This window comes from Lactobacillus gallinarum, from assembly GCF_002160635.1.
GTDB classification, from domain to species: domain Bacteria; phylum Bacillota; class Bacilli; order Lactobacillales; family Lactobacillaceae; genus Lactobacillus; species Lactobacillus gallinarum.
In genome coordinates this window covers 73,460-96,097 of record NZ_NFKZ01000005.1, presented here as the reverse complement: position 1 = coordinate 96,097, position 22,638 = coordinate 73,460, and the positions used below count along the sequence as shown (strand labels likewise).

The 22,638-nt window shown below is 36.3% G+C and carries 18 protein-coding genes and 2 pseudogenes; 11 read left to right on the top strand and 9 right to left on the bottom strand.

Going from position 1 to position 22,638, the window contains the following annotated elements:
- Positions 1 to 120: 120 nt before the first annotated feature.
- The 6 genes and pseudogenes from B5E95_RS10695 to B5E95_RS03590 all read right to left on the bottom strand — a co-directional run bounded on the left by B5E95_RS10695 (position 121) and on the right by B5E95_RS03590 (position 4,854).
- The gene (locus tag B5E95_RS10695) at positions 121 to 1,284 is read right to left on the bottom strand and encodes an LPXTG cell wall anchor domain-containing protein (protein ID WP_241146310.1); all 1,164 of its coding nucleotides are present in this window, start codon (positions 1,282 to 1,284) and stop codon (positions 121 to 123) included.
- 318 nt (positions 1,285 to 1,602) lie between these two features.
- Positions 1,603 to 1,767 (bottom strand): annotated as a pseudogene (locus tag B5E95_RS11150) (mucin-binding protein); the annotation flags it as partial.
- Positions 1,768 to 1,797: 30 nt separating this feature from the next.
- On the bottom strand, positions 1,798 to 2,538 hold the full coding sequence (locus tag B5E95_RS03610) for a mucin-binding protein (protein ID WP_087235588.1): 741 nt from the start codon (positions 2,536 to 2,538) through the stop codon (positions 1,798 to 1,800).
- Positions 2,539 to 2,735: 197 nt separating this feature from the next.
- On the bottom strand, positions 2,736 to 3,350 hold the full coding sequence (locus tag B5E95_RS03605) for a hypothetical protein (RefSeq protein ID WP_087235587.1): 615 nt from the start codon (positions 3,348 to 3,350) through the stop codon (positions 2,736 to 2,738).
- Between the two features lie 34 nt (positions 3,351 to 3,384).
- Positions 3,385 to 3,879 (bottom strand): YSIRK-type signal peptide-containing protein, encoded by a 495-nt coding sequence (locus B5E95_RS10860; protein ID WP_233187232.1) that lies wholly within the window; start codon positions 3,877 to 3,879, stop codon positions 3,385 to 3,387.
- 465 nt (positions 3,880 to 4,344) lie between these two features.
- On the bottom strand, positions 4,345 to 4,854 hold the full coding sequence (locus tag B5E95_RS03590; protein ID WP_087176196.1) for an aminoacyl-tRNA deacylase: 510 nt from the start codon (positions 4,852 to 4,854) through the stop codon (positions 4,345 to 4,347).
- A 60-nt stretch (positions 4,855 to 4,914) separates the two neighbouring features.
- On the opposite strand from B5E95_RS03590, the gene prmA reads away from it, so the two are divergent.
- The 6 genes from prmA to aspS all read left to right on the top strand — a co-directional run bounded on the left by prmA (position 4,915) and on the right by aspS (position 12,408).
- On the top strand, positions 4,915 to 5,862 hold the full coding sequence (gene prmA, locus B5E95_RS03585) for a 50S ribosomal protein L11 methyltransferase (RefSeq protein WP_087235586.1): 948 nt from the start codon (positions 4,915 to 4,917) through the stop codon (positions 5,860 to 5,862).
- A 55-nt stretch (positions 5,863 to 5,917) separates the two neighbouring features.
- The gene (locus B5E95_RS03580) at positions 5,918 to 6,280 is read left to right on the top strand and encodes a hypothetical protein (RefSeq protein ID WP_025005813.1); all 363 of its coding nucleotides are present in this window, start codon (positions 5,918 to 5,920) and stop codon (positions 6,278 to 6,280) included.
- A gap of 14 nt (positions 6,281 to 6,294) precedes the next feature.
- Entirely contained in the window at positions 6,295 to 8,535 is a 2,241-nt protein-coding gene (locus tag B5E95_RS03575; protein ID WP_087235585.1) for a RelA/SpoT family protein, read from the top strand.
- Entirely contained in the window at positions 8,535 to 8,972 is a 438-nt protein-coding gene (gene dtd / locus B5E95_RS03570) for a D-aminoacyl-tRNA deacylase (protein ID WP_087176193.1), read from the top strand. Before B5E95_RS03575 ends, dtd begins: the two co-directional genes overlap by 1 nt.
- Before the next feature lie 290 nt (positions 8,973 to 9,262).
- A complete protein-coding gene (gene hisS, locus B5E95_RS03565; RefSeq protein WP_087176192.1) occupies positions 9,263 to 10,549 on the top strand; it encodes a histidine--tRNA ligase in 1,287 nt (428 codons plus the stop codon).
- A gap of 5 nt (positions 10,550 to 10,554) precedes the next feature.
- Positions 10,555 to 12,408, top strand: coding sequence for an aspartate--tRNA ligase (gene aspS, locus B5E95_RS03560; RefSeq protein ID WP_087235584.1), 1,854 nt, complete (start codon positions 10,555 to 10,557; stop codon positions 12,406 to 12,408).
- A 55-nt stretch (positions 12,409 to 12,463) separates the two neighbouring features.
- Here aspS and B5E95_RS03555 read toward each other — a convergent pair whose 3' ends face one another.
- The gene (locus B5E95_RS03555) at positions 12,464 to 13,648 is read right to left on the bottom strand and encodes an aminotransferase class I/II-fold pyridoxal phosphate-dependent enzyme (RefSeq protein ID WP_025005817.1); all 1,185 of its coding nucleotides are present in this window, start codon (positions 13,646 to 13,648) and stop codon (positions 12,464 to 12,466) included.
- 446 nt (positions 13,649 to 14,094) lie between these two features.
- On the opposite strand from B5E95_RS03555, the gene coaBC reads away from it, so the two are divergent.
- The 4 genes and pseudogenes from coaBC to B5E95_RS03530 all read left to right on the top strand — a co-directional run bounded on the left by coaBC (position 14,095) and on the right by B5E95_RS03530 (position 18,495).
- Positions 14,095 to 15,291 carry a bifunctional phosphopantothenoylcysteine decarboxylase/phosphopantothenate--cysteine ligase CoaBC gene (coaBC, locus tag B5E95_RS03545; RefSeq protein ID WP_087235583.1) on the top strand — a complete coding sequence of 399 codons (1,197 nt, stop codon included), beginning with the start codon at positions 14,095 to 14,097 and terminating at the stop codon, positions 15,289 to 15,291.
- 474 nt (positions 15,292 to 15,765) lie between these two features.
- Positions 15,766 to 16,604, top strand: a pseudogene (locus B5E95_RS03540) (aldo/keto reductase family protein).
- 44 nt (positions 16,605 to 16,648) lie between these two features.
- Positions 16,649 to 17,461, top strand: coding sequence for a sugar-phosphatase (gene yidA, locus B5E95_RS03535; RefSeq protein ID WP_087235582.1), 813 nt, complete (start codon positions 16,649 to 16,651; stop codon positions 17,459 to 17,461).
- Positions 17,462 to 17,529: 68 nt separating this feature from the next.
- Positions 17,530 to 18,495, top strand: a complete 966-nt coding sequence (locus tag B5E95_RS03530; protein WP_087235581.1) for an NAD(P)-dependent oxidoreductase — start codon at positions 17,530 to 17,532, stop codon at positions 18,493 to 18,495.
- Positions 18,496 to 18,557: 62 nt separating this feature from the next.
- On the opposite strand, the gene B5E95_RS03525 is transcribed toward B5E95_RS03530, so the two are convergent.
- The gene (locus B5E95_RS03525; RefSeq protein WP_056945430.1) at positions 18,558 to 19,943 is read right to left on the bottom strand and encodes an APC family permease; all 1,386 of its coding nucleotides are present in this window, start codon (positions 19,941 to 19,943) and stop codon (positions 18,558 to 18,560) included.
- Positions 19,944 to 20,044: 101 nt separating this feature from the next.
- The gene (locus B5E95_RS03520) at positions 20,045 to 20,656 is read right to left on the bottom strand and encodes a DedA family protein (protein WP_087235580.1); all 612 of its coding nucleotides are present in this window, start codon (positions 20,654 to 20,656) and stop codon (positions 20,045 to 20,047) included.
- Positions 20,657 to 20,801: 145 nt separating this feature from the next.
- Here B5E95_RS03520 and uvrC point away from each other — a divergent pair, with 145 nt between their 5' ends.
- The gene (gene uvrC, locus B5E95_RS03515) at positions 20,802 to 22,604 is read left to right on the top strand and encodes an excinuclease ABC subunit UvrC (RefSeq protein ID WP_087235579.1); all 1,803 of its coding nucleotides are present in this window, start codon (positions 20,802 to 20,804) and stop codon (positions 22,602 to 22,604) included.
- The last annotated feature ends 34 nt before the right edge of the window (positions 22,605 to 22,638 follow it).

Sequence of the window (22,638 nt, the reverse complement as noted above, 5' to 3'; positions counted from 1 at the left end):
TGGTCGATCCGCTAGAATATTATATATCTCGTAAAGAATTACAAATGTAGCGCCGGATACGGAACCGTACGTCCGGTGCAATGAGAGGGGCGAGAATTAAACTCCCTCTACTCTATTTATTTAATCCTTGCGCTTTTTAATAGCAAGTCCCATTAAACCAGCTACAGCTGCTAAGCTTAATCCAATTACGCCTAAGTTAGACTTCTTTTCACCAGTTTCTGGAAGGGTATTGGTTGAAGCAGAGTTATGGTCTGCTTTTGAAGAGGTCAAACTTTGGTTAATAGGGATATTCTGACCCTTTGGTCCAATATTGTGGTTGTAGTCTTCGCCATTTGGAACGTAGTTAAAGCTGTAGTCTCTCTTCTTGTTGTGGTCTAAACTTTCACCATTTGGATTATGGTTAGAACTCCATGAGTAATTCTTCTTTGGAGTACGTTTCTTGTGTTTAGGCGTTTTAATTGGAGTAGGAGTTACAGGCTTATCTGGTTCTGGAGTTGGCTTAGGAGTTGGTTTAGGTTCTGGTCCTGGAGTAGGGATAACTACAGCATATGGAACTTGAATACCAATTACGCCATTTTCTGGTAAGTTGGTGATTTCATCATTAGTAAATGGAATTACTTTGATTTTACCATTTTCGCCTTTGACAATTAGAGCTTGTTCACTTTCATGCTTACCAGTGTTATCAGTAATGATAAATTTACCATTAGGATCAATGGTATAACCATCATCTAATTCTTGGTAAAGATCTTTAAATGGAATTGTTTTGAATGAAAGACCATTGTTATTAGTGCTAGTCTTCTTAGCATCAAGTGACCAATTAGTCCAATCCTTTTTAGCACCGGTAACCAGATCAACATCTTGGGTTCGAACAAAGTAAAGATCATAGTCTTTAGGTTGGAAACGATCTGGAACAGGTTGACCTTGCTTTGGACCATTTTCGTAGTAGTAAGATACGCGTTCTTTGACTGACTTATATTGGTGATCAGTGCGAACTGCATGGTAAAGGTAAACGTAATAATTCTGATCGTTTGGATTCTCTGTGTTGTCAAAGGACAAATCTTTGCTATTCCATGCATTCACACCGTTGTTACCTTTAAAGTTTTTCTCGCTGAGGTTAAAAGTGAACTCATTGCCTAATGATTTTACATGATTAGATTGTTGCCCCTCAGTAGCCTCTTTATCAAATTGATACCCTAATCCTTTTAAGTATCCGATAACTGATTGAGTTCGATTTGTAACAGTTGTATTAGGGATGCCGTTTTGATAATTTTGAGGATCAGCCAATTTAGAAGCATCGACTTTATTATTAGAATTATGGGTGATTTCAGCATTAGTGTCTTCATCAATATAATGAACAGTGATGTTTTCATGAAGAGTATAAGGTATCCAAACGTTGATTTGAGCAGAACCTTGATTATTGTTTTTAGCAACTAAACTGCTTAAGAAATCAGAAGATGGGGTAATTGCTGAAATACCATTAGAATCAGCAGTAACTTTAAATCCATCCTCAGTACCAATAATATGTACTACACCATTCTTGTTCAGGTAATAGTTATCAGAAATTTGATTCTTAATAATACCGTTATCATATGAGATAGCAGGGAAGGATTGATTGTCTTGGACTGACCAATCTGACCATTTAGTAGAAGTGCCGTTAGGATCCTCAACTAAATCAATGGTTCTTGTTCTGGTATATGAAACTGAAGCTGTGTAGTTAGGGGATGCTGTTTCAGCATTTGCTGGAACTACCGCATTAGGATCACTGATGCCTGTAAAGTTTTGAGCTTTAGGGCCATTTTAGTAGTAGCCTTTGATTACTTCATTTACAGTAGCAGTTTGTGCTTGTTTTTCTGTTTTACGGATAAAGTGGAGAACAAAGTTTTGATCTTTAGTTTCATCATTATCAAAGTTGCCATATGAGATCTTACTGTAATCATCACTAGAAACTGAACCAGCTCCAGTAACACCATTAAATTTAAAGTAATGGTTTGTTAAGAATTGAACAACTGCATCTGCACCCTTAAATGAAATTGCTTGTTTGGTGGAATCATCATTAGCGTAGCTGTATTCGTCAGTAAATTCATCCTGTTGGTGATTAGCTGTTAAATAAGTACTTAATGGTTCATTAGTAGTGTCATCCCAGAAGGTTACAGATGCCTTTTCTGGAGCATAGTAATAAACATTGTATGTTAATACTGTGACACCATTTTCTTTTGTAACTTTTGCAGTTGTCTTGCCAACATTGATTTCTCCGTCTTCACTAATAGAAGTTGTAACTACTGGAATTGAATCTAGAGATTTAATAGTGTAATGGCTATCCTTGGTATTAGGTGATGCAACACTTTCAAATTCTTGTGAATGAGACCAAGCTCCCCAGTGAATGCCAGTTTTGTCGAAATTATTTATACCTGTGCGAGTATAAGTTATTTCTTTAATTTGTTGAGTAGCGGCAATTTGGCCTTTTCTAGTTCCGTTACCATAGATAATAATTAATAATTTCTTTAACAGTCTTATTTTCTGTGACCGTTTGATTACCACTATCTGAGTAAGAATTACCAGGTTGACTTAGTGATGTTTGCGGTAATGTTATTTTAATACCTTTAGCAGTTAAATTTAAATCCGAAGCATATGAACCATCACCTGTTTTTTAGGTATTTGGGTCTTGAAGTAAATATAGATAGGTTGCTTAGAATAATCTTTATTGCCGACCTTGAATGGCCCTTCAGATTTGATGACTAAAGTTTTTTATCACTAGGAACCTGATCTTGAATAAACTTGGATAGATCAGCATTGTAATTTTTATAATGGTAATTAGCGACATTTAATGGGTAGCCATTTTGATCTACAATTTCATCATCAGCAACAAGATATGCTGCTATTGAGTTTGGAATGATAACTTGACCACCATTGAATTTGGCATTTAAGTTCAAATCGTTTAAATTCTTTTTGTTGTAATTTAAGTAAATACCCCAGCCAATTGTATTTGAATTTGGATCGAGACCAAAGCAAACATATTTAACTAGTGGGTGACTTTCTTCATAAGTAAGCTTAGGAGCAGGTCTTAAATTAATAGATGCTTCTTTAGAGATAATGATTTTATCGTTATGAGAAATAGTTATAGGCATCTCAATGGTTTTGTCTTCTGTAACTATTTCTTTAGGCATAACAGATGCAGTTATGTCAAACTTGCCATGATCATAATTATTTTTTGCAGTTAATTCGAAAAGACCTTTTCCTTTATTTGATATTTCAAATTTAGATGATGAATCATCAGCAAGCGGTGTTTGATCATAGTTAAAGTTTTGAACTGATCCAAATTGTACGGAATATTTATCCCCCTTTTTTAACATCTTGAAATTCAGGACTAGTAACTTCAACTTTGACCTAACCTTGACCACCGATGACAGAGTGCTTTTGTTGGTCTTCAGTTGAAGTATCATAAATAGTCTCTACCTTAGTAGAATTATCTAAATTCCTTTGAGTTTTATTTTCTGCTAATAATTTAGGATCAGTTAATGAAGGCTGTTTTTTAATCTTTAAAGTAGCAGTTGCTTCATCATTTTTACTTGCAGCAGTTTGTTCATTAGCTGCAGTAGAATTATTTTCTTCCTTTACTTGTTGAGACTGACTAGGTTGATCAACTTTTTCTACATGTTCATCTTGATTTGGAGTTGATTGAGATTGACTATCAACTTCTTCAGTTTTTGCCTCTGAAGTTTGAGTATTATTTTCAACATCAGCATGAACAAGTTGACCATTACTTAAGAAAAAGGTAGTGCCGAGAGCAACAGCAGCTAAACCAACAGATAATTTTCTAAAACCAAATTTTTGCTTACCGTTAAGTTTAGCGTTGAAGCTTAAATCATTTTTATGTTTCATTCCTTAAACTCCTTGTATTTTAGAAATTTGAAAGATTAGATATTAAAAGTTATATAACGTTTATTATCAGCGTTAACACTTTTAACTTAGCGCAAAAAATAACAATGATACTCAATAATTGTAATTCTTTTGTAAAACTAATAATCTGTAAAAAGCGAGTCGACTAACTATAAGAAAATAATATTAGAAAAATTACTTTAATTTAATAACAGAGGGCAAATAAAAAGAGCAACATCAAGCTGCTCTTTTTATATCAGTAATATGTTATCAATTTTATTTTTGGTTAATTCGAAATCGCCACTGCTGTAACAACAAATGCAGCAAGCATAGCAACTGTAAAACCAACAATTCCTAATAATATATTCAATTCAGTCATCTTCTTCTATATCTGTCATGTTTCTATATGTGGTACATGAATAGTTTAACATAAAAAGAAGATGATGACTCAATTATTTGAAAACGCTTTTATTCTTTTAAATCGACAAAAGGTGCATGACAGAATCTTGCCAAGTCTTCAGGATTTAAGAAAACGCTTCTACCTAATTCACCACTTGAAACGGCAATTTCTTCGTTGCCTTTCATAGAATCATCTAGATAAATAGGTAGTTTTTCTTTGAAGTAAATGCCAATTGGCGTATTAGCTCCATGAACATAGCCAGTAGTTTTAGCTAATTTCTTCAAAGGAAGCATTTCACACTTTTTGTTGCCAGAAACTTTGGCTAATTTTTTCATGCTTAAGTGCTCTGTAATTGGAACAACACCAACTAATGGACCAGTTTTATTTCCTTCACAGACTAACGTTTTGTAGACTAAATGCTCTTTGTCTTCTAGAATAGAAGTGTCCATCTGTGCAACGCCACCTTTATCTTTGGTGACTGCAAATGAAGCTTGACGATATTTGATCTTATTTTGATCTAAGATCTTTTCAACTAAAGTTTTTTCAAGTTTGTTTTTTTTATTCTTTTTCTTTGACATATTTATCACCTTTATCATGATAGCATTGTACAAAGAAAATCTCAAAAGGAGATTACTATAATGAAATTATTAATTATTAAAATCGATACTAGTCAAGAAGTAGAAGATGCTTTAAGCATTTATGCTATGGATAATTTGAATGCCTTAGGCGTTGAATCTAGAAACCGCAGCGATTTTGAACAAGCTGGCTGGCTACATGATTCAACTGTTGTTGATATGGACGATATCAAGGATTTGCCTAAAGATACTTATTTCTACGCATACTTTGATGAAGAAGCAGATAAAGATGAATTGGCTAAAAAGTTCCAAGAAAAGATGCAAGAACTTAAGGGCTATGGTCTTAATATTGGGGATGCCAAAATTACTACCTCTTATATTGAAGACCAAGATTGGAACACGGCTTGGCAAAAGTACTACCATGTGATCAACTTCTCTCGTCACTTGGCTATTGTTCCTAAATGGGAAGACTATAAGCCTGCCTTTAAGGATCAACAATTAATTAAGCTTGATCCAGGTTTGGCCTTTGGTACCGGTAATCACAAGACTACTCAATTAGCAATGATGGGGCTTGAACGCGCAATCGTTAAGAAGCCAATTAGCGTAGTTGATGTAGGTACTGGTTCAGGTATCTTGGCAATCGCTGCTTCAAAACTTGGTGCAACAGACATTTTAGCTACTGATATTTCTGATGAATCAATGACCGCCACAGAACAAAACTCAGCTTTAAATGATATTAAAAATATTCGTGTTCAAAAAACTAGCTTATTAGCAGATGTAAATGGAAAATTTGATATTATCGTGGCTAATATTTTAGCTGAAATTTTACTTGAACTTATTCCGCAAATGGATGCTCACTTAAATGAAGGTGGACAGGTTATCTTCTCAGGAATTGATTACTTACAATTGCCTAAGATTGAAAAATCATTAGATGAAAATGGTTTTAAGATTGATCTTACCATGAAGCAAGGTCGTTGGGTTGGACTTGCTATCACTAGAAAAGAAAAATAATCGTGGTAAAATATTATCAATTAAATTAAACTTTGATGAGAGGCACGAATTTTTAATGAGAAAAATAGGGGATAAAATTAAGAACATTCCGATAATCAAAAAATTAAACACCTATCAATGGATGCCGCTTATCTGGTGGAGTATTTTAGTGGCAATCTTGCCTTACATTTCAAGTCTTCTTCACGTGTCAATTGTTTGGCGTGAGGGAATATTATTTATGATAATTAATAGTTTGATCGCTTATCATGTTGGTAATTTAATCTTGAAATTAAAGCTTAAAAAATGGTGGCTTTTATTGTTGCCGATCATTTTTTGCTTAGCAATTCTGCCTAAATTTGCTTTATATAATTTAATGTTTGGCTTGATTTATCTAATAATTGAAGCCTTTGGCTTAATGAATAAAAATATTTACCGTTAGAAGGGATGACCAGAATGTCTAAATACATTGAAATGACGCATGATCAAGTGATTGATACTTGTAAAAAGTATATGAATAATGATCAGGTTGCTTTTGTAGAGAAGGCATATGAATTTGCAAATAAAGCACATGCTGGCCAAAAACGGGCATCCGGACAACCTTATATTATTCACCCAACGCAAGTTGCAGGAACTTTGGCTACGCTTGGCCTAGATCCGGATACAATTGCTGCAGGTTTTTTGCATGATACTGTTGAGGATACACCGGTTACCAATGATGAATTAAAGGAAAAATTTGGCGAAGACGTTGCTTTTATTGTCGATGGTGTAACCAAATTAAACAAATATGAGTACAAGTCTCACCAAGAATTTTTAGCAGAAAATCACCGTAAAATGTTAATTGCGATGGCTAAAGATTTGAGAGTAATCATGGTTAAGTTGGCCGATCGTTTGCATAATATGCATACTTTGCAACATTTGCGTCCTGATAAGCAACGCCGGATCGCCTCAGAAACAATGGATATCTATGCACCACTAGCTGATAGATTAGGTATTGGTACTATCAAGTGGGAATTGGAAGATATGAGTTTCCACTACTTAAATCCTGAGGCTTACTACCGCATCGTTAACTTAATGGATGTTAAAAGAAGTCAAAGAGAAAAGTATATCGCTGATACCATTAAGACTCTGAGAAAGACCTTGGATGAATTAGGCATTAAGTATGAAATCTATGGTCGTCCTAAGCATATTTACTCCATTTATAAAAAGATGGTTAATAAGCATAAGGATTTTGATGAAATCTACGATTTGCTTGCTGTCCGAGTAATTGTGAAAAATGTCCGTGATTGTTATGCTGTTTTAGGTGCTGTGCATACAGAATGGAAGCCAATGCCCGGGCGTTTTAAAGATTATATTGCTATGCCAAAGGTTAACGGCTATCAATCCTTGCATACAACTATCATTGGACCTGGCGGTCGTCCACTAGAAATTCAGATTAGAACTGAACAAATGCATGAGGTTGCTGAATACGGTGTTGCCGCACACTGGGCATACAAACGTGGTAACTTCACTGGTGTGCAAGAAAGCTCTTCTGGTGAAAAGCTAGACATGGTTCGTGAAATTCTTGAATTGAAGGATGAAACTAAAGATGCCGGCGAATTCATGAAGTCAGTTAAGAGTGATATCTTCTCTGACCGTGTTTACGTCTTCACACCAAAGGGTGAAGTTTACGAATTGCCAAAGGGTTCTGTAACTTTGGACTTTGCATACGCAATTCACACCCAAGTAGGTAGCCATGCGGTTGGTGCCAAAGTAAATAACAAGTTGGTTCCACTTGACTACAAGTTGAGAAACGGTGACGTCATTGAAATTATGACGCAAACTAATGCCACTCCTTCACGTGACTGGGCCGATATGGTTAAGACCTCAAGAGCACGTAACAAGATCCGTCGTTACTTCAGAGGCCAAGACCGTGAAGAAAGCACCACTCACGGTGAACAAATGGTAGCTAATATGATTCGTGAAGAAGGACTTGCTCCTAAAGACTTCATGGATAAAGAGCACGTTGAAAAATTGTTGGATCACTTTAACTACCATACTGAGGAAGAATTGTATGCTGCAGTTGGTTTTGGTGATTTATCAGCTCAAGCCGTTGTTAACCGTTTGACCGTTGACTTACGTCGTGAAGACGAAAAGCAAAAGCAAAAAGAATTAGAAGAAAAGATCCTTAATTCTGGTCAGCAGTCTATTCAAGATGAGCAACCAAAGAAAAACTCTAGTTCTACAATGAAGGTCAAGCATAAGAATGGCGTCATGATTCAAGGCGTTAGTGATTTGATGCTTCATTTAGCTAAATGTTGTAACCCTGTTCCTGGTGACAAGATCATCGGTTATGTTACTAAAGGCCGCGGAGTGACTATCCATAGAACCGATTGTAGAAATATTACTAAGGAAGCAGAAGAGCAAGGCCGTTTAATTGATGTTGAATGGGAGAATGTTGAAGAAAACAGCGTTCAATCATTTAATGCGAATATCGAAGTCTTTGGCTACAATCGTTCTAACTTGCTCAGTGATGTAATTAATAAGTTGAATTCACTTACTAAGAATATTAATAATATTTCAGGTAAGGTTAATGAAGACAACATTGCTCATATGTATGTGACAGTTGCAGTTAAGAATTCACAGCAGCTTGATGAGATTTTAAGCAAGTTGCGTGATATTCCAGATGTTTATGAAACTAAGAGGTCAGATAATTAATGCGAGTTGTAATTCAGAGAGTTAACCATGCTCAAGTAAATATCGACGGTAAAACCGTTGGTAAAATTGGCAAGGGTTTTATGTTATTAGTCGGCATCAAAAATGGGGATGAACTTCCAGTTGTGAAAAAAGCAGCTGATAAGATTGCCAAGATGCGTATTTTTGAAGATGAAAATGGTAAGACTAATTTATCTTTGAAAGATGTTGGCGGTGAAATTTTGAGTGTTAGTCAATTTACTTTATTGGCTAATACTAAGAAAGGCAATCGTCCTAGTTTTGTTGAAGCAATGCGTCCACCAAAGTCAAAAGAACTTTGGGAAGATTTCAATAAAGAACTTGAGCAAGATGGCTTCCATGTTGAGACCGGTGAGTTTGGTGCTGACATGCAAGTTAGCTTAGAAAACGATGGTCCATTCACAATTGTGTTAGATCTTTAGAGAAAATCGCTTTCAAAGGTTGACTTTAATACAATAAAAATATAAGCTAAAAAAGAATTATCGATGACAAAGAATGAAGATTAGCAAAGATCTATTTAAAGAGACTGCTCATTGTGGTGAGAGAGCAGATAGATTGCGGTCTGTGACACCTTTAACAGATAATGGATCGTCTGGCGAGCGTTAATCGCAGCAACCAAAAAGGTGGTACCGTGCTAATTTGAGCGCCCTTGATTTAGTTCAAGGGCGCTTTTTTTATTATTAAAGTTATCAAAATAAAAAAGGATGATTAAATGAGAGTACAAAAACCAAAAGGTACAGTCGATATTTTGCCTGAACAATCCGGTTCATGGCAAAAGGTCGAAGAAACTGCAAGAAATTTCTTCAACCGCGCCAACTACCGTGAAATTCGTACGCCAAGTTTTGAAAATTACGAAATTTTCTCACGTTCAAGCGGCGATAGTTCTGAAATCGTAGAAAAGCAAATGTATGACTTCAACGATAAAGGTGGTCGTCATATTGCTCTTCGTCCAGAAGGAACTGCCGGCGTAGTTCGTGCCTACGTTGAAGACAAGATGTACGCACCAGAAGTAGTAAAGCCATTTAACGTATTTTACATGGAATCTACTTTTAGATATGAACGTCCTCAAGCAGGTCGTCAACGTGAATTCCACCAAATCGGTGTAGAAAGTTTTGGTTCAAGCAATCCACTTTCTGATGTTCAAACCATTATGATGGGTCACGATTTGCTTGCAGAATTGGGCGTTAAGAACTACCAACTTCACATCAACACTTTAGGTAATGAACAAGTACGTAAGGACTACCACGATGCCCTTGTAAACTACTTCACTCCAGTTAAGGATGAATTATCTGAAGATTCTCAAAGAAGATTACGTGATAATCCTCTTCGTATCTTGGATTCTAAGGATGATCGTGATAAGAAGTTCTTACCAGATGCACCTAAGATTCGTGATTTCTTGGATGATAATTCTAAGGCTAACTTTGAATCAATCTTGAAGATGCTTGATCAATTAGGTATTGATTATGTGATTGATGATGATTTGGTTCGTGGTCTTGATTATTACACTGGCGTTATTTTCGAGTTCATGGTTGAAGATAAGAGTCTTTGGGAATCAGCAACTACCATTTTGGGTGGTGGTCGTTACGATCATTTGGTTGAAGAATTCAATGGTCCACAAACTCCAGCTGTAGGTTTTGGTATTGGTGAAGAAAGATTAATGCTTGTTCTTGAAAAGCAAAATCCAGCTTTGTTTGAAAATAAAGGCATTGATTTCTTCATTACTAATATCGGTGATGGCACTGCTCAAAAGGCTATCGAAATTGCTAGAAGCTTGCGTAAGCAAGGCTTTGAAGCTGATTTTGATGTTAACCAGAAGAAGCTTAAGGGCCAATTCAAGAAGGCTGACCGTGAAGGTGCCAAGTATGTAATCACTTTAGGTGAAAAAGAACTTGAAAATGGCATCTTGAATGTTAAGCGTTTAGCTGACGGTAAGACCATTGATCTTAGCCTTGAAGATATTAATGATATGAATAAAGTAATGAAAGAATTAAAGGACTAGTAATAATGGAAAAAATCGAAAAAAGAACAGATTATTGTGGCAATATTACTGAAAAATATATTGGTGAAAATGTAAACCTTTATGGTTGGGTACAACGTGTACGTAACCTTGGTAACTTGGTATTTATCGATTTACGTGACCGTGCAGGTATCGTACAAATCGTTGTTAACAAGGACTCCGGTAAGAAGTTAATGGACATTGCCGACTCACTTGGTAATGAATACGTACTTCAAGTTAAGGGTAAGGTAGTTAAGCGTTCAGAAGTAAACCCTGACATGAAGACTGGTCAAGTTGAAGTTGATGCAACTGATATTATTGTTTTGAACAAGGCTAAGAACCCTCCATTTGAAATTAAGAATGGCGTTGAAATTTCAGAACAAACTAGATTGAAGTATCGTTACCTTGACCTTCGTCGTCCAGAAGTTCAACAAGCTATTATCTTACGTTCAAAGATTTTGCGTGCTACTCACGAATTCTTTGATGAAAATGGCTTTATCGATATTGAAACTCCAATTTTAGGTAAGTCATCTCCAGAAGGTGCGCGTGACTACTTAGTTCCATCAAGAATTTACCCAGGTAGCTTCTACGCACTTCCACAATCACCACAATTGTTCAAGCAATTGCTCATGGGTGCTGGCTTTGACAAGTACTACCAATTGGCTCGTTGTTTCCGTGACGAAGACCTTCGTGGTGACCGTCAACCAGAATTTACTCAAATCGATATGGAAATGTCATTTGCAGACGAAGAAACTATTCAAGGCTACACTGAAGGTCTTTTGAAGAAGATTATGAAGGACGTTAAGGGCATCGACCTTAAGACTCCAATTAAGCGTATTTCATGGACCGATTCAATGAACAAGTACGGTTGTGATAAGCCTGATACTCGTTACGGTATGCTTATTCATGACTTAAGCCCAATCTTTAAGGACAGCGACTTCAAAGTCTTCTCAGGTGCAATCGCTGATGGCGGTTTTGTTAAGGGTATCGCTGTTAAGAATGGTGCTAAGGAATACTCACGTAAGAAGATCGACCAAAAGGCAGAATTCATCAAGCGTTTCCATGCAAAGGGCTTAGCTTGGGTTAAGTTTGAAGGTGGCGAATTCTCAGGTCCTGTTGCTCGTTTCTTAACTGACGAAAACAAGGAAGCTTTGAAGAAAGAATTCGATCTTGAAGGCGGAGAATTAGTTGTATTCATCGCTGATAAGTGGAAGGTCTGCTGTGACAGTTTGAACCACCTTCGTCGTGAATTTGCTAAGGAAACTGGCATTATTCCAAAGGGCGTTTACGACTTTGTTTGGGTTGTTGACTGGCCATTATTCGAATACGATGAAGGTCTTGGTCGTTGGGTAGCAGCTCACCACCCATTCACTATGCCAGACGACAAGGGTGTAGAACTTTTGACTACTGAACCACACAAGGCACATGCTCGTAGTTACGATATCGTAATGAACGGTGACGAAATGGGTGGTGGATCAATCCGTATCCACAAGCGTTCAATCCAAGAAAACATGTTCAAGGCATTAGGCTTTACTGAAAAGCGTGCTTATGAACAATTCGGTTACTTGCTTGACGCCTTAGACATGGGCTTCCCACCTCACGCAGGTTTGGCAATCGGTCTTGACAGATTCGCTATGATGCTTGCTGATAAGGACAACATCCGTGACGTATTGGCATTCCCTAAGAACGCTAGTGCTTCAGAACCTATGATGCACGCTCCAGCTCCAGTTGCAGATCAACAATTGAATGACTTGGGTATTGAAGTTGAAGCTAAGTATGAAGATAGTGTCAAGGCAGCTGAAAAGCGTCTTGAAGATTTAGCCGCTGAAGATGCTAAAGAAAACTCAACTTGGAATAAGTAGAATAAAAGACAAATAAAAAAGAGCGATCGTTGGATCGCTCTTTTTTAGTATGGATTTATAAGTTATTAACAAAGTCAGTAATTCGACGAAGACTTTCTTGTAATTGCTCAGTTGATGAAGCGTAGGAAAGTCGAACGTATCCCTCGCCACCTTTACCAAAGTAACGGCCAGGGGTAACACCAACTTTTGCTTTTTGAGCTAATTCATATGCAAAGGTTTCATCATCAGTACCATATTTTTCAGGAATCTTGGCAAAGATGTAAAAGGCACCTTGTGGAGTGGCCATTTCAAAGCCTAACTTCTCCAAACCAGTTTGCATAAATTGCAAGCGACTTTCATAAATCTTGCGTGATTGAATTGGATTATCTTGGCCATTATTTAAAGCTTCTACAGCAGCCATTTGAACATTGTCTGTTACTGAGGTTACTAAAAAGGCATTGATTTTGCGAATGCTTTGCATGATTTGCTTTGGACCAGCAATATAACCTAAACGCCAACCAGTCATTGCATATGCCTTAGATAAACCTGAAATAAGGATGTTGTGCTCAGGAATATATTCTGAAAGTGAATGGTGTTCGGCATTGCCGTAAACTAATTCAGCGTAGATTTCATCAGTGACAGAGAAGATCTTATATTCTTTAATAACTTCAGCTAAAGCCTTCAATGTCTCTGCTGGGTAAACACGGCCGGTTGGATTAGATGGATCAGTTAAGATGATTGCTTTTGCGCCTTTACCACGACCCTCTAAAACATGACGCAAATGTTCAGGGGTTAAAATAAAGCCATCTTTCTTAGTATCAATCTGAACAGGGATTGCACCAGTCATCTTAATTAATTGGAAATATAATGCCCATACAGGAGTAGGTACTAAAATCTTATCACCAGGATTTAACAAGGTCATAAATACATCGTTTAAAGCACCAGTAGCTCCGACAGTAACGCAAATTTCGCTTTTTGGATCATAATGAACACCGATTGAACGGTCAAGATAGTTGCTGATGGCGTCAAGAAGTTCCGGCTTTCCGGCTTGAGGAGCATAGTGCGAATCATCAGCTTGAATATCAGCGATGGCCGCTTGCTTAACATGTTCAGGTGTAGCAAGGTCAGGCTCACCGATAGTTAATTTGATAATACTAGGGATACCTGAAACCTTTTGATCAAATGCCCGAATTTTTGAAGCAGATAAATTATTAAGTCTTTTGTTAATAATTGAATTTAAATCATTAGATAAATTTGGCATATATGAAGTTCCTTTCTGTATTACTTAAATTTTATAGGACCAATTTATATATGACAACCTTTTTATATGCAAATTAAAAAAGAAATGAACCTAGTCATTTCTTTGAATGCTCCAAAATTTGGTTTGGATTAATATAGATCGTTTTTTTGGTAGATAAATCTTTTAATCTTAATGGTGAATAAGGAATCATTTTGCTAATTTGAGGCTTTTTAAGAAAAATCGGTTCGTCAACTACTTTAATTGTTTTAACCTTGGGATATGAAGTTGCTTGTTTATTAAAACTACAGGATGAAAGGGTAATCAATAATAGACAAGAAACTATTATCTTTGCTATGAATCTCACTTTTTTATTTTATCCTCCAAAATCTAACCCCTATAAATTATTCTACTATTTTCTGGAATGAGATAAAATGAAAACGAATGATTTTAGAAGAGGAACAAAAGAAATGACACGAATAACAGTTTATTTAACAGGCGGAATTGCGGCTTATAAAGCTGTTCAAGTCGTTCGTAATTTAGAAAAACAAGGGCATGATGTTTGGGTAGTGATGACCAAAAATGCAGAGCATTTTGTAACGACTAATACTTTGGCAGCTTTAACAAAATATCCGGTTTTAGATGATTTATGGGAAAAAGAAAATGAGGCTAGCATCCCTCATGTGCACTTAGCGCGTTGGAGTCAATTAGCTTTGGTTGTCCCTGCAACAGCAAACTTTATCAGTAAAATGGCTAATGGAATTGCAGATGATGCAGCTAGTACAACTATTTTGGCAACAAAAGCACCTAAATTAGTTGTGCCTGCTATGAATGATCAAATGTGGAATAATCCTGCAACCAAGCGCAATGTATCACTTTTAAAAAGAGATGGCGTTCATGTAATGGAACCAGCCACAGGGATGCTTGCTGAAGGTTATGTTGCTAAAGGCAGAATGCCTGAACCTGAAGAAATTACAGCTTGGGTAGAGAATATCTTGAATCAAAATAAGATCCTGAAAAATAAAACAGTCATAGTAACAGCTGGTGGAACACAAGAGGCAATCGATCCAGTTCGTTTTATTGGCAATCGTTCAAGTGGAAAAATGGGGATTGCTATAGCCCAAGAAGCAGCAGATGCTGGTGCACAAGTAAAGTTGATTTATGGCAATGTTTCAGTTGAACTACCTAAGGCAGGCAATATTGAATTGATTCATGCAGCAAGTAGTGAAGAGATGTTAACTGCAGTGAAGAGAGAATTTGAGCAGGGGGATGCTTTGATTATGGCTGCAGCGGTAGCAGATTGGCGAATGGCAAAGGTGGCCGACCATAAATTAAAGAAAGATCCTGAGCAAAATACTTTATCTTTAACTCTAGTAAAAACTAAGGATATTTTGCGTGAAGTCGCGCGTCATAAAAAGGCAAATCAAGTAGTAGTTGGCTTTGCAGCGGAAACGAATGATTTACTTAAAAACGCACAAAAGAAATTAATGAGTAAGGGTGCAGATATGATTGTAGCCAATGATGTTTCGAAGAATGTTTTTGGTAATGATCAAGACCAAGTCGTTATTTTAGAGCAAAACAATACAAGGATAGATAAATGGCCATTGATGTCTAAGCAGGCAATTGCGAAGGGTTTAATAAAAAAGATCGCCGATAAGCTCAAATAATATTCATATACACATTATTTTGAAGGATAATGTAACACTTTTGTAAAATAACGCATGAAATTATGTGCAAGTGCTTTAGATGCCTTACTTTTTAGCTGGTAAAAATAACATCTCAAAAATAACATCTTAATTTACTAGATTGTTTAAATATTTAAAAATAGTATTATAGGTTGTGGGAATTAAGAGACTGAAGAGAAAGAGTTGATGAAACGTAAATCAGCTCTTTTTTTTATAACTATATTTGTATATTATATATACTTTAGCTAAGCAAATAATAAAGCTATAATAGTTGCTTTATATCAATGCTTAAGCTGAAGAAAAAGATGTTGAACCCCATACGAAAAAATAAATATATGTATAGGATTTGATTATACTTTGATGTATGCTAAATATAGCATGGAAGTAAAAAGCTATTCATGGATTGATTTTTGAAAAGTAGAGACATCTAAAACAAAGGTATAGAGGTGTGAAAGTGTGAAATTTGGAAAGACTTTGACGCTTAATAACGGAGTAGAAATTCCTCAAATTCAATTGAGAACTTGGTTAATCAATAATGATGATGTTAGAAAAACAGTACGCCAGGCAATTGATGTTGGCTACCGTGCCTTTGATACTGCCAAGGACTACGGCAATGAAAGGGGAGTCGGTAAAGGTATTTGGAACTCCGATATTGAACGTAGTGATATATTTTTAACAACTAAGTTGCCAACTGCGGTTAAAGACTATGAAGGTACTAAGGAAGCGATAGACGAAGCCTTAGACCGTTTTGGCTTGAAGTATATTGATTTATTGCTTATTCATTCACCGCAAAACCTTGGATTGAAATAAATCGAACCAACGACCGCCATTTTGAAGGAAATCTAGAAAATTGGCGTGCAATGGAGGAAGCTGTAAAAGCAGGTAAGGTTAGATCAATTGGCGTATCTAATTTTTTGCAAGAAGACGTGGCAAACATTGTCAATAATGGCACGATAAAGCCTGTAGTTAATCAAATTGAGGTCCATATTAATAAGGTACCAATGGATTTGATGAAATATTGCAATGATTTGGATATTAAAATTGAAGCTTATTCACCATTAGCACATGGACGATTACTTAAAGATCCGAAAATAAATAAATATGCAAAGAAATATAATGTAAGTCCGGCTCAATTAATGTTAGCCTTTGATTTACAGCTTGGATGCATTGTATTGCCAAAGAGCGATAATGTTGCGGAAATGAAAGAAAATTTGAATATCAATTTTCAAATTAGTGATGAGGATATGAAAAAATTGGTCAAGCTCAAGGAGAATGACCAAAATGTAGCTGTTTAATAAGTATCGCGATAAGCGATACTTATTTATTTTAAGAAAGAAAAATGAACGAAATAAAATTAATAGCAATCGATATTGATGGGACCTTAGTTAATTCTAAAAAAGAAATAACGCCAACAGTTAAAAAAGCCGTTTTGGCTGCTAGAGATGAAGGTAAACGAATAGTTATTTGTACAGGTCGTCCTCTATCTGGTGCACAGCGGTATTTAGATGAACTAGGCTTAAATAAGCAAGATAATGAGTATGTGGTCAGTTTTAATGGGGCAGTAGTTGAATCAACCAATGGTCAGGTTATTTTCAAACAAGGCTTGAAATATGATGATTATATTGATCTTGAAGCAATTGCACGTAAATTGAACTTGCATTTTCACAGCGTAAGCCTAGATCGAATTTACACAGCTAATCGAGATTTAGGACATTATACAATTTATAATTCGCGTGTAGTTAAATTAGAAGTGTCTTATCGAACTCAAGAAGAGATGCGCCACATTCCACTTATTAAATGTATGTATATTGATGATCCAGATTACTTAGATAGTAAAATTACGAGTCCATTATTTCAAAAGATGAAGGATCGGGTAGTTTTTTCTAAAACTGAGCCATTTTATTATGAAGCGACTGCAGCCGGAGTTGATAAGGGGACTGGACTAAGAAGACTGTGCGATTATTTGAAAATCGCTCCCCAAAATGTTATGGCTTTAGGTGATCAGGCAAATGATGCACCCATGCTAGAATATGCTGGTGTCGGAGTGGCAATGGGCAATGCAGTTGATTATACTAAAGAGCATGCCGATGCCGTAACCGCTGATTGTGATCATGATGGCGTAGCTCTTGCAATTAATAAATTTGCAAAATAGATGTTAATTTAAACAAATTAGTAGTATCTTGACTTAAGAAAAGAATACTTAAATAGAAGTTAATAAAGATGAGTAAAGCAAAAATTTTAGTTTTAGGTGGCTTAAGAGACGACGCCTTGACAGACTTAAAAGAAGTATGTGATATAACTATTGGACCTGTAGGTCATCGTCCAGATGATGATCGCCAATGGGTTTTAGATCATATCGCCGAATATGATGGTGTAATTGTTGCTAAGATGATTTTTGATAAGCAAATGATCGACGCAGCCAAGAATTTAAAAATAATTTCAACATATGGTGTTGGCTTTGATCATGTAGATACGGAATATGCAAAGGAAAAGGAAATTGTAGTTTCAAATTGTCCTGAAAGTGTTCTGCGTCCAACTGCTGAATTAGCTCTAACAATGATTTTAGCTTCTGCACGTCGAATTCGTTACTATGATCATACTTTATGTGAAGGCGTATTTTTAAATGCTGATGAATATGATAATCAAGGCTATTCAATCGAAGGCAAAACCTTGGGAATTTTAGGCATGGGTAGAATCGGTCAGCAAGTTGCTCGTTTTGCTAAGGCATTGGGGATGAAGATTATCTATCATAATCGTCATCAACTTGATGAAAAAATTGAAGCGGAACTTGATGCTAAGTATGTTGACTTTGATGAATTAATTAAGAATGCTGATTTCTTAAGTTTACATGCTCCTGCAACCGATGAAACTTACCACATTATTAATGCCGATGTGTTTAAACAAATGAAGGACACTGCATTTTTAATCAATGTAGCTCGCGGTTCTTTAGTTGATAGTGACGCTTTGATTTCTGCTTTAAAGAATGATGAAATTGCTGGTGCAGCATTAGATGTCTTTGAAAATGAGCCACATCCTAGACAAGAATTAGTGGAGATGGACAATGTAATTATGACTCCACATGTTGGTTCAGCTACTCATGTTGCTAGATTTAATTTATCTAAAGAAGCAGCCAATAATGTTTTATCCTTCTTTAAGGATGGCAAAGCCATCAATCAAATTAATTAAAGACAATATAAAAAACAGCAATTTTGAAATTGCTGTTTTTATTTTACATAATTTTGGGTATGTTAGTCGTGATCGAGTTGGCTGTGATGGTAGCCGTAGACAAAGTAAATAACAGTTCCAATTACTAGCCAAATGACAGCCATTAGATATACTTCAGAACTTAAATGACAAATCATAAAGATACAGATTAAACTAGAAATAATAGGTAAGTATGGATAACCTGGAACTTTGAAGCCATCGTTGGTAATATCTGTTCTTTTTCTTAGTTTTAAAATACCGAAAGATACTAACGTAAAGGCAAAAAGAGTACCGAAGTTAACCAAGTTAGCTAATTGATCTACTGAGAAGAATGCTGCACCAAGAGCAATAATAATAGTTACTACTACTAATGCGTTTTGAGGAGAATTGTGTTTTTTGTCTAACTTGCTGAAAGTAGTTGGAAGCAGGCCATCTCTAGCCATGGCATAAATTAAACGAGAACTTGAATAAATCATAGTCAACATCATAGTAGCCATTCCGAGCATTGCCCCAAATGACAGCAATTCTGCCACCCAATTTTGGTGAACGTATTGTAAAGCAAAAGCAACAGGGTTAGAAACGTTTAATTTGGTATAGTTAACCATTCCTGTTAAGACAATTGATACGCCAAAGTATAGCAGAGCTGCAATTGCTAAAGTACCAATAATTCCTAGTGGCATGTTTTTCTTAGGATTTTTAACTTCGGCAGCGGAAGAAGAAACTACATCGAATCCAAGAAAGGCAAAGAAAACCGTGGTTGCTCCCTTGATTACGCCTGAAAAATGATATGGCAAAAATGGATGATAATTTGCTGGTTTAATAAAGTGTAAGCCGGCAAAGATGAAAATTAAGATAATAGCAATTTTGATAAATACTGCTACGATATTGATCTTAATTGAATTTTTCATTCCTCGAGAAAGCAAAATACTGATCAAGAGAATGATTAAAACGGACACTAGGTCAAAATAAACACCATGACTTAGATCCATTGGTCCTGAAACGGCATGGGGAATTTTGAGGCCGAATGGACTAATAAAAGAGCTGAAATAAGAGGACCAACCAGCGGCTACTGTAGCTACAGAGAGCATGTATTCAAGAATTAAAGCCCAACCGATAATCCAGCCGGCAAATTCACCGTACACAATATTCCCGTATGAATAGGCACTACCAGCAACTGGAATAGCTGAAGCAAATTCGGCGTAACACATCCCTGCAAGCGCACAAACTATAGCAGCTACTACGAATGATAAACTTACACCTGGCCCGGCTAGGGTAGCGGCTACCGTTCCTGGTAAGATGAAAATCCCAGTACCAATTACAGCACCTACCCCGAGGGACATTAAGTCTACTGCATTCATTGTCTTGGCAAATTTAATATCTTTACCCAGATAATTTTGAATGCTTTGTTTTCTGAAAATATTAAATCTCATTACATCATCCCTTAAAATAAAGTTAGATTAATTTTACATTATATTTTTAATTTTTTGAAGAATAAAAAGCCCTATTTTGCAATAAAATAGGACTTTTTGTGTTAATTCTTAATTTTTTGTTTGTACCACTTGAATGAAAAGCAGATCATTGTGACCACACTTAAGCCGGCAATGATTAAAGAGTATTCTTCAAAGATAGTAACAATAACTTGCCATTTTTCTCCCATGTATGAACCTAAAGCTACTAAAATTGTATTCCAGACTAAGCTTCCTAAGGTAGTGTAAATTAAGAACTTAGACATTTTTACTTTTGCGGTTCCTGCTGGAATAGAGATTAAGCTTCGTACGACAGGGATGCAGCGTCCGTAGAAAATAGCGCCTGTGCCATACTTATCAAACCAATTAATGGCCTTTTGTACATCTCCTCTTTTAAAGCCAAGCATTTTGAACGCTTTGTGATCTAGGATGCGTTCTAAACGTTCTTCATTTAGGAACCAACCAACACCGTATAAAATTAAGGCTCCAAGTACTGCACCAATAGTAGAGGCAATAATTGTTCCCACAACTGTCATTTGTGAGTGGTGTGTAGCAAAGCCAGCGAAAGAAAGAATTACTTCGGAAGGAATTGGCGGAAAAACGTTTTCGATAGCAATTAGAAAACTGATGGCCATGTAGCCAAATTGGTTGATTAAGTCAAAAACAAAATTAGTCATCATGTATCCTCTATATTTCTATATCAATGTACATTTAATTTAGCAAATTTTGATATAAATAGCTATGGCTTGTGAGCAAAGTTAATATCTTCTTAAAAAAGCTGTGGTACACTATTACATACGAATTTTTGTTAGGATGAGAATAATGGCAACACAATTAATTGAAAATAAATTAAAACTTTTGCCAGAGAAACCGGGCTGTTATTTGATGAAGGATATTAATGGTACGGTTATTTATGTTGGCAAATCTAAAAATCTAAAAAATAGAGTACGTTCTTATTTTAAAAGCAAACAAGTAGGACGAAGGGTAGAACTTGTTCGTGAAATTAGAGATTATGACATCATTACTGTTTCTACAGACAAAGAAGCCTTTTTATTAGAAATTACTTTAATCAAGAAATACCAACCATATTACAATGTGCAATTAAAGCAAGGGACAGGCTATCCGTATATTGAAATTACACGGGAACATGATCCTCAGACACGTTTAACAAGTATTGTACGTAAAGATGGTGGCTACTATTTTGGGCCTTATCCCAATGTCTATGCTGCACAGGCTACCTTGAAGTTTATTCAAAAAGTTTTTCCATTAAGACGCTGTCATGGTTATCAAGGACGTCCATGTCTTTATTATCATATGGGGCAATGCTTAGGTGCTTGCTTTAAAAAGGTTCCTCAAAAGGAGTACGATGAGCAGATTAAAAAGATCAAACGTTTTTTGAATGGAGATATCGGTGCAGTTAAGCAAGATTTAACTCAAAAAATGGAGCAGGCTTCTGAACAGCTTGAATTTGAAAGAGCTGCGGAGATACGTGATCAGTTAAAATATATTGAAGAAACTGTTGAAAAGCAGAAAATTATTTCTAATGATAATACTCAACGTGATATTTTTAACTATTATGTTGATAAATCATGGATTTCTATTCAGATTTTCTTCTTGCGTCAGGCCAAATTATTGCGGCGTGAGACGCGCATGTTTCCATTGACTGACACCACTGATCCAGAAGACGCCTTTACTTCTTTTATTGTGCAATTTTATGGTCAAAAAAACCGTGTTCTTCCTAAAGAAGTATTGATTCCAGCAGGATTTGATAATGCTACTTTAGCAGAGGTTTTAACAGTACCGGTTAGAACTCCTCAACGTGGTCAAAAGAAGTCCTTGCTTGATATGGCTAAAGACAATGCTAAGTTGAAGTTAGACGATAAGTTTAGATTATTAGAACTAGGCAACCGTAAAACCAAAGGTGCCCAAAAAGAAATCTTCGATGCACTAGGCTTGCCATATGGCCACATTATTGAAAGTTTTGACCACTCGCACATTCAAGGAGCAGATCCAGTTTCTGCTTTAGTAGTATTCAAAGATGGAGAACCTGATAAAACGGCTTACCGTAAATATAAGTTAAAAGGCGAAGTTGAACATCAAAACGGAGGCGATGAAGTTCGCAATACCCGTGAAGTTGTTCGCCGTCGATATGGTCGTTTATTGCGCGAACATAAGAAGATGCCAGATTTGATTTTGATGGACGGTGGTCAAATTCAGGTTGATGCTTGTGAGGATGTTTTGCGTAATGAGCTTAATTTAAATATTCCGGTAGCGGGTATGGTAAAGGATGACAAACACCGGACTAACCATTTGCTGTTTGGTGATCCGATTAACGGCGTGCCATTAAAACTAATACCGTTGAATCCAAAATCTGAAGGCTTTTATTTAATGACTCGAATTCAGGATGAAGTTCACCGTTTTGCCATCACTTTTCACCGTAGAAGACATGCTAAAAATGCTTTATCTAGCCGGTTAGATTCAATTAAGGGAATTGGACCCAAGAGCCGGAATAAGTTATTGCGCAAGTTTGGTTCCTTGAAGAAAATTAAAGAAGCATCAGTGGATGATTTGCGTGCAGCAGGGTTGACATTACCCCAAGCACAAACTGTAAAATTAATGTTGTAAAACCCAGAATTCGCGCTGTTGAGCGTATTTGTGT

Excerpts from the sequence above, each read along its gene's own strand:
- B5E95_RS03605 (WP_087235587.1), bottom strand. The coding sequence starts at position 3,350 with ATGTTAAAAAAGGGGGATAAATATTCCGTACAATTTGGATCAGTTCAA.
- B5E95_RS10860 (WP_233187232.1), bottom strand. The coding sequence starts at position 3,879 with ATGAAACATAAAAATGATTTAAGCTTCAACGCTAAACTTAACGGTAAG.
- B5E95_RS03590 (WP_087176196.1), bottom strand. The coding sequence starts at position 4,854 with ATGTCAAAGAAAAAGAATAAAAAAAACAAACTTGAAAAAACTTTAGTT.
- prmA (WP_087235586.1), top strand. The coding sequence starts at position 4,915 with ATGAAATTATTAATTATTAAAATCGATACTAGTCAAGAAGTAGAAGAT.
- B5E95_RS03580 (WP_025005813.1), top strand. The coding sequence starts at position 5,918 with ATGAGAAAAATAGGGGATAAAATTAAGAACATTCCGATAATCAAAAAA.
- B5E95_RS03575 (WP_087235585.1), top strand. The coding sequence starts at position 6,295 with ATGTCTAAATACATTGAAATGACGCATGATCAAGTGATTGATACTTGT.
- dtd (WP_087176193.1), top strand. The coding sequence starts at position 8,535 with ATGCGAGTTGTAATTCAGAGAGTTAACCATGCTCAAGTAAATATCGAC.
- hisS (WP_087176192.1), top strand. The coding sequence starts at position 9,263 with ATGAGAGTACAAAAACCAAAAGGTACAGTCGATATTTTGCCTGAACAA.
- aspS (WP_087235584.1), top strand. The coding sequence starts at position 10,555 with ATGGAAAAAATCGAAAAAAGAACAGATTATTGTGGCAATATTACTGAA.
- B5E95_RS03555 (WP_025005817.1), bottom strand. The coding sequence starts at position 13,648 with ATGCCAAATTTATCTAATGATTTAAATTCAATTATTAACAAAAGACTT.
- coaBC (WP_087235583.1), top strand. The coding sequence starts at position 14,095 with ATGACACGAATAACAGTTTATTTAACAGGCGGAATTGCGGCTTATAAA.
- yidA (WP_087235582.1), top strand. The coding sequence starts at position 16,649 with ATGAACGAAATAAAATTAATAGCAATCGATATTGATGGGACCTTAGTT.
- B5E95_RS03530 (WP_087235581.1), top strand. The coding sequence starts at position 17,530 with ATGAGTAAAGCAAAAATTTTAGTTTTAGGTGGCTTAAGAGACGACGCC.
- B5E95_RS03525 (WP_056945430.1), bottom strand. The coding sequence starts at position 19,943 with ATGAGATTTAATATTTTCAGAAAACAAAGCATTCAAAATTATCTGGGT.
- B5E95_RS03520 (WP_087235580.1), bottom strand. The coding sequence starts at position 20,656 with ATGACTAATTTTGTTTTTGACTTAATCAACCAATTTGGCTACATGGCC.
- uvrC (WP_087235579.1), top strand. The coding sequence starts at position 20,802 with ATGGCAACACAATTAATTGAAAATAAATTAAAACTTTTGCCAGAGAAA.